Source organism: Psychrobacillus sp. MER TA 171 (assembly GCF_023713305.1).
In the GTDB taxonomy this organism is placed as follows: domain Bacteria; phylum Bacillota; class Bacilli; order Bacillales_A; family Planococcaceae; genus Psychrobacillus.
In genome coordinates this window covers 62,696-73,762 of record NZ_JAMAWN010000017.1, presented here as the reverse complement: position 1 = coordinate 73,762, position 11,067 = coordinate 62,696, and the positions used below count along the sequence as shown (strand labels likewise).

General features: G+C 36.8%; 10 protein-coding genes and 1 riboswitch. Of the genes, 3 read left to right on the top strand and 7 right to left on the bottom strand.

Features of this window, described 5'->3' with window-relative positions; genetic code table 11:
- Nucleotides 1–138: 138 nt before the first annotated feature.
- The 3 genes from M3627_RS14975 to pckA all read right to left on the bottom strand — a co-directional run bounded on the left by M3627_RS14975 (nucleotide 139) and on the right by pckA (nucleotide 3,605).
- Nucleotides 139–675: an RDD family protein gene (locus tag M3627_RS14975; RefSeq protein WP_251556344.1), complete on the bottom strand. Its 537-nt coding sequence runs from the start codon at nucleotides 673–675 to the stop codon at nucleotides 139–141.
- A 49-nt stretch (nucleotides 676–724) separates the two neighbouring features.
- Nucleotides 725–1,201 (bottom strand): hypothetical protein, encoded by a 477-nt coding sequence (locus tag M3627_RS14970; RefSeq protein WP_169359982.1) that lies wholly within the window; start codon nucleotides 1,199–1,201, stop codon nucleotides 725–727.
- An 817-nt stretch (nucleotides 1,202–2,018) separates the two neighbouring features.
- Nucleotides 2,019–3,605 (bottom strand): phosphoenolpyruvate carboxykinase (ATP), encoded by a 1,587-nt coding sequence (pckA, locus tag M3627_RS14965; protein WP_169359983.1) that lies wholly within the window; start codon nucleotides 3,603–3,605, stop codon nucleotides 2,019–2,021.
- A gap of 218 nt (nucleotides 3,606–3,823) precedes the next feature.
- A riboswitch (SAM riboswitch) is annotated at nucleotides 3,824–3,941 on the top strand.
- A 191-nt stretch (nucleotides 3,942–4,132) separates the two neighbouring features.
- On the opposite strand from pckA, the gene metK reads away from it, so the two are divergent.
- Nucleotides 4,133–5,329, top strand: coding sequence for a methionine adenosyltransferase (gene metK, locus M3627_RS14960; RefSeq protein WP_169359984.1), 1,197 nt, complete (start codon nucleotides 4,133–4,135; stop codon nucleotides 5,327–5,329).
- Nucleotides 5,330–5,541: 212 nt separating this feature from the next.
- Here metK and M3627_RS14955 read toward each other — a convergent pair whose 3' ends face one another.
- Complete coding sequence (locus M3627_RS14955) at nucleotides 5,542–6,057, bottom strand: gamma carbonic anhydrase (RefSeq protein ID WP_169359985.1); 516 nt, start codon at nucleotides 6,055–6,057, stop codon at nucleotides 5,542–5,544.
- A 110-nt stretch (nucleotides 6,058–6,167) separates the two neighbouring features.
- Between M3627_RS14955 and M3627_RS14950 the strand changes: the two genes are divergently transcribed.
- Complete coding sequence (locus tag M3627_RS14950; protein WP_169359986.1) at nucleotides 6,168–6,959, top strand: alpha/beta hydrolase; 792 nt, start codon at nucleotides 6,168–6,170, stop codon at nucleotides 6,957–6,959.
- Between the two features lie 714 nt (nucleotides 6,960–7,673).
- Here M3627_RS14950 and M3627_RS14945 read toward each other — a convergent pair.
- A complete protein-coding gene (locus M3627_RS14945; protein WP_251556343.1) occupies nucleotides 7,674–7,862 on the bottom strand; it encodes a DUF4083 family protein in 189 nt (62 codons plus the stop codon).
- Between the two features lie 198 nt (nucleotides 7,863–8,060).
- Here M3627_RS14945 and M3627_RS14940 point away from each other — a divergent pair, with 198 nt between their 5' ends.
- The gene (locus M3627_RS14940; RefSeq protein ID WP_251556342.1) at nucleotides 8,061–9,377 is read left to right on the top strand and encodes an NAD-dependent malic enzyme; all 1,317 of its coding nucleotides are present in this window, start codon (nucleotides 8,061–8,063) and stop codon (nucleotides 9,375–9,377) included.
- 29 nt (nucleotides 9,378–9,406) lie between these two features.
- On the opposite strand, the gene M3627_RS14935 is transcribed toward M3627_RS14940, so the two are convergent.
- Both M3627_RS14935 and M3627_RS14930 read right to left on the bottom strand, forming a co-directional pair.
- Complete coding sequence (locus M3627_RS14935) at nucleotides 9,407–9,952, bottom strand: isoprenylcysteine carboxyl methyltransferase family protein (protein ID WP_169359989.1); 546 nt, start codon at nucleotides 9,950–9,952, stop codon at nucleotides 9,407–9,409.
- 1 nt (nucleotide 9,953) lies between these two features.
- Nucleotides 9,954–11,036, bottom strand: coding sequence for a type III polyketide synthase (locus M3627_RS14930; protein WP_169359990.1), 1,083 nt, complete (start codon nucleotides 11,034–11,036; stop codon nucleotides 9,954–9,956).
- Nucleotides 11,037–11,067: the final 31 nt, after the last annotated feature.

Below are 11,067 nucleotides of genomic sequence, written 5' to 3'. Positions count from 1 at the left end.
TTTTTTAAAAGCAGAAAAATGAGAGGTTTATTTGGTATGCGCAAAAAGTGTTCATTTGGAAAGTATCACTTAAGTAATTTCCAATTCATTTCTTTTTTTCGCTTGACATATTACCACTGGGCTTGTTCCACTAAAGTTTTATCTCCTAACAACCTCTGTTCCTGCCAGAATATCATAAAGAGATTGTTTTTTCTTAGTAAAAATGGCGGTCAAAATATATGCAAACATAAGTGTATAAATCAGTCCACCAACCAGATAGTAGGAGAGTGGTATTTCGCCATCACCTATATAAACGAGCCGATAAACAAGGAAATGTGACAACTCCCATGGTAAAAATTTTAGGCCGGTTCTAAAAGTTGCTCGGAAGAGTGTTATTGCTTCTCCGTTTTTATAAACCACTTGTATACCAGTTTTTCTTTTTCCAATAGACTGCCCTCCAATAGGTGAGTCAAAAACTATAAAATATAGCGACACTGGAAAAGTTACCATTAAAAAACCTGTAACCTGAGCTACTATTAAAGAACCATTGAAAAACGCTTGTAAAGATGGGAACAAGAATACATTGATCACAAAGAGAAGGGCTAAATAAACTAGTATAAAAATGTAATCAATCATGAAGGCCTTAAAACGGAGTAGAAAGGTAGCATTCATTCTCATTAACATAACCTCTTTCATATGGAGTTGTACGTATGACAAAGACGATGGACATTCACACTGTTTTAATTTAAATAGTAAGGGTCAAATAGAAGTATTTAGTGTCGTGTAATAAACTGCTTAAATCAAAAGACGCTTTAAAGGCAATATACACAGCAATGCCTACAAAAATAGTTATCATTGCGCTGCCATCTTTAAGCATCTTTCTATTTTTTTTATAAAGGATAAGCGTGGTAATAGTAACAATTAATAAATATGATACCGATGTAATAAGTTTTGCTAATACTAATTTACTGTCAATTACAGCATTCCTAAATTTTAATAAATCTTCTTTATTGGCAGTACTCTCTTCGATAATCGTTATATCCTCTTTGTATCTAACCTTCCATAAGTTACTATTCTTCTCTTTTATTACAGTGTATTCATAACCCAAAACTTTCCCCTCACTAATAACCCCCAAATATTCCTGTTTGTCTTCTTCACTTTGAGAACAAGCAGGTAGGATTAAGGTGATGCAAAATAACATTAGAAACAACCATTTCTTCATTTTTGCGACTCCCATCTTTTGATAATTTTAAGAGATTAGTATAGATCTATAAAGGCCCCTGATTAAGAGAACCACCTATTCATTGGTATATATTCTGCCGTTTGGTTTCTTCAAATTCTATGGAAAATAATCTAATTAAGATGTAGTGCTTAGGTTTATGATCGGAGTCCAAGCATAAGCGACTCAGGAGAGGGGATTTCCTAGGAAATAGTTAGCTGTGTATAGAGGATAATTGGCTTAAACAGCAGATATTTCTACAATGTAATCTCTATATGAAAACAGTAAAGACGCTCAGAATTTAAGCGCTTTTTTCTTTAGTTATACAGGTGTTTAAAAGAATATTCTTATCTTATTGGGTATTAGTAGTAAAACTGAATAAAGCGCTAAGTGAAATGCTCCATACAATTAGAATAAAAGATGTTGTCATCCAAAATGTATTTTTAGTAGTAGATTCATCCTTCTTTACTTTTTTTATTATTTCTATTAGGTTAAGACAAAAAATAATAGCTAATATCGGCATTAAAAAAGCTCCAATAATTATTAAGATTGTCAACATAGATTAATTTCACCTCCAAATTAATTAAAATCTTAAATATATACTATCATAAATTTCTCAATATTTCTAAAAATATCCAATAATAGAAACACTTCAAAACGGCACTGTGTTTTTCGTTTTTCTCTCCAACACAAACCCATTAGACATATTTAACTTTAATCAAAAAAAGCTCCGTCAATTTTACATTCAGAGTAAAATTGCAGAGCTTTTTGTTTTTAGAAGTAGGCTTTTTTTGCATTAGCCGCTTAAGTTTTAATTGAATTAAGCAGTAGGACCGCCTTTTAGTGATATCTCTTCAGAGACGCTTCCAAACTTTTGGAAGTTTTCGCGGAAGGATTGAGCTAGCTCAGATGCTTTTTGATCATAAGCCGCTTTATCTTCCCATGCGTTACGAGGGATTAATACCTCAGAAGGAACTCCGTCAATGCTAGTAGGAATATCTAATCCAAATACTGCATCTTTAGTTGTTTCTACATCAGTTAATTTACCTTCGATTGCTGCACGAACCATCGTACGTGTGTAAGAAAGCTTCATACGGCTTCCTACACCATATTCTCCACCAGTCCAACCAGTGTTTACTAAGAATACTTGAGCACCGTGCTCATCGATTTTCTTCCCAAGCATTTCAGCATACACAGTTGCATGTAATGGTAGGAATGGAGAACCGAAGCATGTTGAGAATGCAGGTTGTGGAGAAGTAATTCCACGCTCTGTACCAGCAAGCTTAGAAGTAAATCCACTCAAGAAGTGATACATTGCTTGCTCTTTAGTAAGCTTACTGATTGGAGGTAATACTCCAAATGCATCTGCAGTTAAGAAGATGATTGTATTTGGGTGACCAGCAACAGATGGATCCACAATATTATCTATATATTGAATTGGATAAGCTGCACGAGTATTTTCAGTTAAAGAGCTATCAGTATAATCAGCAGTACGAGTAGTAGGGTCTACAACTACGTTTTCTAAAACAGTACCAAATTTGATAGCGTCAAAAATTTGTGGTTCATTTTCTCTTGTTAGGTCGATACATTTTGCATAGCAGCCGCCTTCGATATTAAATACGCCATTATCAGACCAGCCGTGCTCATCATCACCGATTAGTTTTCTTCCAGCATCAGCAGATAATGTAGTTTTTCCAGTACCTGATAGACCGAAGAATAATGTTACATCGCCTTTTTCTCCAACGTTAGCAGAGCAGTGCATTGGCAAAATATTTTGTTCAGGCAATAAATAGTTCATAATAGAGAATATAGACTTTTTCATTTCTCCTGCGTATTCCGTACCACCGATTAAAACGATGCGTTTTTCCATAGATACAATGATAAAAGTTTCTGAATTAGTTCCGTCAACAGCAGGATTTGCTTTGAAGTTCGGAGCACTAATGACAGTGAAGTCTGCTTTATGAGATATTAACTCCTCTTCAGAAGGACGAATGAATAATTGGTGAGCAAACAGGTTATGCCACGCGTATTCGTTGATTACTTGAATGCTTAAACGTGAATCCTTGTCTGCACCAGCGTATCCTTTAAAGACGAATAGTTCATTTTTTTCCTTTAAATAGTTCATAACCTTTGAATATAATGCTTCAAAGTGCGAAGATGAGATAGGTTGGTTTACAGATCCCCAATCGATTTTGTCTTTTGAGATAGGTTCATCAACAATATACTTGTCTTTTGGAGAACGTCCTGTATATTTGCCCGTCTCTGCTTTAACAGCTCCAGTGGAAGTTAGTACTGCTTCTCCTCTTGACGTAGCTTTTTCCACTAATTGTGGTACTGATAATTGCAGGCTAATGTTGTTACCAGCTAACAATTCGTTCAGTTCGCTCACAGTATCGATTGAATTCATATAGTATTACCATCCTTTATTTAAAGTTTTTAGCTCTTCACGGAAACATCATAAAGAGGATTTTTCGTTGATATGTGAAATAGTATAACACATTAAACTAAATAGTCTACACTAATTAAAGCTCAAAAAATGATTTTTTTTAGTAATTGTGAATAAATAACAAATTTACCTGTTGACTTATTTTGCTAATATACGTATGATGGTGAATTGAACGGATACTCTTATTCCGAGCGTGTGGAGGGGTTCAGGCCCTATGAAACCCGGCAACCTGTAATTATACTTACGTTACAAAGGTGCCAAACCTGATACAAGGTGAAATTCCTTGATTGATAAGAGTGAAAGGTGTTTATGATATTAATCCCTTTCCTCATGTAACTACGTGAGTGAGAGGTTTTTTTATATTACATCGCCCTAAATCCTTGTGTGCCAAGTCCGAAACGGCTTCAAGTTTACTATAGGCTTGACATGGGAATGAGTACCGTATCAATTCCTGAGAGAAATCTCGCAGGACATAGGAGGGAATTTTTTTGACACAAAGACGATTATTTACATCGGAATCAGTAACAGAAGGTCATCCAGATAAAATTTGTGACCAAATATCAGATGCTATCTTAGATGCGATTTTAACGGAAGATCCAAACGCTCGTGTAGCTTGTGAAACAACAGTTACTACAGGTTTGGTTTTAGTTGCTGGAGAAATCACAACCTCTACTTATGTAGACATTCCAAAAGTAGTGCGAGCTACTATTCAAGAAATTGGATATACGCGAGCTAAATATGGTTTTGACTCAGAAACGTCAGCAGTTCTTACAGCTATCGATGAGCAATCGGTTGATATCGCTATGGGAGTTGACCAAGCACTAGAAGCTCGAGAAGGTTCGATGTCTGATTCTGATATTGAAGCAATCGGAGCTGGGGACCAAGGTTTAATGTTTGGCTATGCTTGTAATGAAACACCAGAGCTTATGCCACTTCCAATTAGCCTAGCCCACAAATTAGCTCGCCGATTAGCTGAGGTTCGTAAAGACGAAACATTAGATTACTTACGACCAGATGGTAAAACACAAGTAACAGTAGAATATGACGAAAATAACAATCCAGTTCATATCGATACGATTGTTATTTCCACACAGCATCATCCGGAAGTAACGTTAGAACAAATTCAAAAAGATTTAAAAGAGCATGTGATTAAACCAGTAGTTCCTACTAATTTAATAACAGACGAAACAAAGTACTTTATCAACCCGACTGGTCGCTTTGTTATCGGTGGTCCGCAAGGGGATGCAGGTTTGACAGGTCGTAAAATTATCGTAGATACTTACGGTGGGTATGCTCGTCATGGAGGAGGAGCTTTCTCTGGTAAGGATCCAACAAAAGTAGACCGTTCTGCAGCTTATGCAGCTCGTTATGTGGCAAAGAATATTGTTGCAGCTGGTCTTGCTGATCGTTGTGAGGTACAGCTTGCTTATGCAATCGGTGTAGCACAGCCTGTATCAATTGCTATTGATACATTTGAAACAGGTAAAGTATCCGAAGCAGATTTGGTAACTTATATCCGTGAGCTATTTGACCTTCGCCCAGCTGGCATTATTAAAATGTTAGACCTTCGTCGCCCAATCTACAAGCAAACTGCTGCTTACGGACATTTTGGACGTACAGATATTGATGCACCATGGGAAAGAACAGACAAAGCAGAGCTATTAAAGCAAAAGGCTGGTCTATAAAAGAGTCTTCTATTACAGAATGCCTCTTATAAAAACAGAAGGTATTAAGAGATTGATCTCTTAATACCTTCTGTTCTTTTTATACTTTTATACAGATGATCTGAGAACTAAGTGTATTTAAAGGAGATTAATAATTGGGTGCGTTTACTCTTAATGGATTAATGAGTATAAATTATATAAAATATAAGAATACTTTAGTTTCTTAAACATTTTTAAATTGGTTTTACTGATTTATAGTATTGTCCTTTTTCCGCATACTCATGAATAATTCGTTGGACATCTTTTTTATCTTCCTCATTTAATTCTCGTATAACCTTTGCTGGACTTCCAAAAGCAAGCGTATTAGGTGGAATTTTTTTGCCTTGGGGAACCAAGCTTCCTGCTCCAATAAAAGCACCCTCACCTATTTCAGCGCCATCTAATATAATGGAACCCATGCCAATTAAAGCACCTTTTCGGATTGTGCAGCTATGTAAAGTGACCTGATGGCCGACAGTGACCTCATCTTCAATGATTAGTGGGTTATTGGGACTTTGGTGTAGGCAACTTAAATCTTGAATGCTTACTCTACTTCCGATCACAGTAGGGGCAACGTCCCCTCTAATTACCGTATTAAACCAAATTGTAGTCTCTGGTCCGATTGTAACATCCCCTGTAATTGTGACATAATCAGCAATATAAACTGATTCATCGATCGAAGGTTTTTTATCTTTGTAAGGATAAATCAAAATAGACACACTCCTTTATTTTATTAGAATATAATTAATCCTATCAAACAAATGGGAAGAAGGAAATAAATAGTACGTGGAGAGTGTTTTAGAAATGAGGTATGTTGAACATGTGGAAATGGGAATCAGATGAAAAAGCAAAAGCAGTAGTAATAATTGTTCATAGTGCCTATGAGCATCACAGACGCTATGCTTGGTTAATCGAAAAATTGAGAAGCTCTAATTGCCATATAGTAATGGGAGATCTACCTGGACATGGGGAGTTGGTGAGAGCTAAAACGATCCATGATGAATCTTTTGATCTTTACAAAGAATACATAAAACAAGCAGTACAGGTGGCAGTTTCCTATGATCTTCCTATATTCATCATTGGACATGGTCTTGGGGCAACGCTGGTGATGAAAATGTTACATAAAATAGAGGTCCAGTATGCAGGTGTTATCTTGACATCGCCATGGCTACAGTTAAACAAGCTTCCATCTAAATGGACGAAGACTTTAGCTAAAATCTCCGTACAGCAAAAGATAAACCACGATATTCAGCTCAAGGAACTCACTAGAAACTACGGCGCTTATCAAAATCTAGTTGATGATCCTTATTATCGAACAATAATTTCACATGGCTGGTATAAAGAGCTGGAAAATGAGATGAAAACGGTAAGTCAATATCATGAATCTATTCCTAATGTTCCTTTACTATTGATGACAGGGGAAAGAGATAAAATTACGGATACAGCAGCTGCTAAAGTATGGCTGAAAAAACAAGAGCTTTCGGATTATCAATTTAAGGAATGGAAGAATTGCTTTCATGACTTGTATCTAGAGCCAGAAAGGGAAGAAATATTTACGTATTCCCACTCCTTCATTAATAATGTATTACGATCCATCGGGTATATCGTGTAATAATTAACTGGCCACTAGAAACTGAAGTACAAATAGAAATGCTTCAATCGAAACGAAGGACATGTATAATTTGAATTACAATTCCTTAAAATATACAAACGAATAATCCATCATTTGAAAAAAATAGGCTATGTTAAAGGTTAGGGTTGATTTATGATGCAAAGAAATCTTAAATCAGTGAGTAGAATTGATCTCCGCACCAGCCGGACGCTTTCCTCGGGGTGAGCGATAAGCCATCACCCATCGCTTACGCGCGTGGTTGTGATGTCTTATCTGTCTCACTCATCCCGTAGGAGTCGCCGTCTGGCGCTCCAATCAATAAATGGAACAGCTTTAGCATCGATAAATCGCTAAAAAATTTACTCGCATAAACAAAGCTGAAAAACTGTCACCAACCCCAATTACATCATCTATTTATGTTCTTAATAGTCATTTGAAAGTACCTTTGTTTATGTTTACAGTCACTATAAAAAATTTTTTTCAGTCAAAATCAACCAATAACTTTAACAAAGTTAAAAAATACAATAAACCTTAATAAGTGACTAGGACAAAGCCACCTTAGAAATAAAAAACCACTAAAATTTTACGAACAGTAGAATTTTAGTGGTTTTTCTTCGCTATGGTTCTCCGCTCGAAAAAGTTTTTACATCTATATCAAAAAGACATACTTACTATTTCAAGACCTGAAAGGGAGACTAATTATGTTCAGCGTTTCTATTTTGAAGATTTATTCTCTTCTAACAACATGATAATTTTGTCCAATTTTTTATCAATACCTGATTCAGAAGAGGTATGAGACGTTCTTGGTGTGGTATTTATTAATAGTCTTCTTATAAAAAGTGTGAATGATATTACTCCTAGCATGATTAAACTCAAAATAATGATTAACGTAATAATATCCATAATGACCTCCTATATTTTCCTAATTATACCACTTTGTAATGGTGAAAAAAGTAATTTTAAAGAGAAGGGTTACATAGATAAGGAAAGTACTTACTTAACTATCACTTTTATCTATATTAAATGTTTCATTATCAAACAAATAGAATTTTTGTGTTATAATCATATAATTCAAAAATAGTGAGAGATTAGGAGAAAACTATGGAAAACCAACATATTATTCGTAATATAATAGTAGAAACACCTTCTAAACCTGGTAACTTTGCTAAGGTAGCAACTGCCATTGGAATGGGAGAAGGCGATATAGGGGATATTACAACTTTAAAAAGTGGTGCTTTAACTACTATTCGTGACATATCTGTTACAAGCAAGTCTAAAAAAGATTTTGAGAAAATTATAAGTAATATAGAAGCTATCGGAAACGGTGTGAAAATTCAAGCGATCAGTGATGATGTGTTGAAAGCGCATGAAGGTGGAAAGATTGCGATGAAGAGCAGATATGACGTTCGTTCACTAGGGGACCTTCAAAGAATCTACACACCTGGTGTTGCTAGTGTTTGCATGGAGATTGTCAATGAACCAGATAAGGCTCAATATTTTACTTCTATCGGAAATTCAGTAGCTATTGTTACGGATGGAACTGCTATATTAGGATTAGGTAACATCGGTTCTGTTGCAGGTATGCCGGTAATGGAAGGGAAATCTGTACTGTTAGATCAGTTTGTAGGATTGAGCGGTATACCGATTCTATTAGATACGAGCGATCCGGACGAAGTAGTAGAAACTATTAAGCATATTCACCAAGGATTTGGTGCAATATTGCTTGAAGATATCGGTTCACCACATTGCTTTGAAATAGAAGAAAGATTAAAAGCAGAGCTTCCGATTCCTGTTATGCATGATGACCAGCATGGAACTGCAGTGGTAGCATTGTCTGCTATACTTTCTGCATGTCGAGCTACCGAGGTAGACATCAAAAAGGCAAGGATTGGTCAGATAGGCTTAGGAGCAGCAGGATTAGCTATATGCCGTATGTTAATGGCCTATGGAGTAGAAGATGTATATGGGTTGGATCGTCAGGAAGCGGCAAAAGAGCGTCTGCTTCAGTACGGTGGTCAGACAATGAATTCTTTAGAAGAAATGATGGAGAACTGTGATATTATCGTAGCTACTACTGGTGTTCAAGGTTTGATAAAACCAGAGATGGTGCGAAAAGGTCAAATCATATTAGCGCTTTCTAACCCTAATCCAGAAATCCTTCCATCTGAAGCGATTGCGGCTGGAGCAGCTTTTGCTGCAGATGGTCGCTCAGTAAATAATGTAATAGGATTCCCAGGAATTTTTAAAGGTGCTTTAAATGGTGGGGCTAAAGAAATCACGTATCCAATGCTGATTGCAGCGGCGAAGGCAATTGTGGATTATACAAGACCGGGTGAGCTAATACCAAACCCATTGGATCCTGCAGTCCATTATATTGTCGCTCGCGCAGTCGAAGAGGCAGTAACGAAACAAGCTTAATCTAAAAAGCAAAAAGAAGAAGATACCAGCTAGGAAGCTGAAATCTTCTTCTTTTTTAATGCTTCTTCATAATCTGTTGCTTCTATTAAAGCCTTCTCTTCTAATGGAATCCGAACGGATAGCATTGCAAGGTTTAATAGCGTGAACGCAAGTGCTGTAAAATATGCCTGGAACATCAGTGGAAGTAACAGGATTTCGGTACAAACAACAATATAGTTAGGGTGTCTGAAATATAGATATGGACCTTTTGTAACTACGTTAGCGCCAGGAAGTATAATTATTTTGGTATTCCAAAACTTTCCGAGAGATGTCAGGCACCACACGCGAAGTAATTGGACTAACAAGAAAACAAATAAAAATACTGGGAATAATGGAGATATTCCTCGATCCAGTAAAACAACCTCTGCAATTAGAAAAAGAAAGAAGCTTATATGAAGTGCTAGCATGTAAGGGTAATGGGAAGCTCCCACTTCGTAGGCCCCTTGAGCTAGCATTCGTTTCTCGTTTCTCTTAGCAACAGCTACTTCGACTAATCTCTGAATTATGACTAGTGCTATAACGATGAAAAATAACATATCAATCCCTCCAATTTAATAGCACTGCTTCGCCACAAAAACCAGGGCCTAGAGCGACTAGCATGCCATAGTCATTAGGAGCGCTTTCTTTAAGCATAAATTGTTCTAATACATAGAGAACCGTTGGAGAAGACATATTTCCATGATTTTTTAGCACTTCTCTTGAGGTAGCGGTTTGGTCTTCGGATAGATGAAGGGTATCCTCATACGCCTTTAACACTTTTTTTCCTCCTGGATGAGCAACAAAGTTAACGATATCCTCACTCGTAATCTTTTCCTCGCTCAAGAATTCGTGCATAAACGGGCCAAGCCATTTGGAGATAATCGTCGGTATGCTTTTCGAGAATACTACATGTAAGCCACTATTTTTTACTTCCCAGCCCATAACATCTTCAGAATCTGGCATCCATTTGGACGCTGTATTAATGATATGAGGTACGGGTCTTTTGGTTCCAATTTCCACATCGTCCCCGCAAACTAACACGCAGGCCGCTCCATCTGCAAAAAGAGAGGCACCGACTAGATTACTCTTAGAATAATCATTAGGTTGGAAGGTAAGGCTACATAGCTCAACACAAACAACGAGCACCTTGTCAGAAGGATGTGCCTTGCAGTAATCAAATGCTCTGCTTATGCCTGATGCCCCGCCTGCACAGCCTAGTCCCCACAATGGAATACGTTTTAGCCTGTCTGAGAAGGGAAGATGATTCATCACCCGCGCATCGATACTTGGAGTAGATATTCCAGTGCTGCTTACAAAGATAATAGCATCAATTTCTTCAGGGGAGACGTTCTTCTCTAGGAAAGAACTGTTTTGAAGGCAGGCTTGGATTACTTCTACACTATATTTGGTAGTAAGCTCAATATACAGAGAATTTCTCTCTTCAAATGAATGATTCGTTTGATGCCACTCTAGTGGTACACAAAAATTTCTCGATTTGATATCACCGTTTTCAAATACTTTTAGCAAGCGTTCAAGCTGTGGGATTTTATCTTGAAAAAGCTCTTTCGTTAATTGTTCTATGTTGGATTGTTCTAGGGAGTATGGAGGTTTATATGTACTAACGGAAGCAATTTTTGGCATGGTAATCTCCTTTTTATGTTAGTTTCTCCAC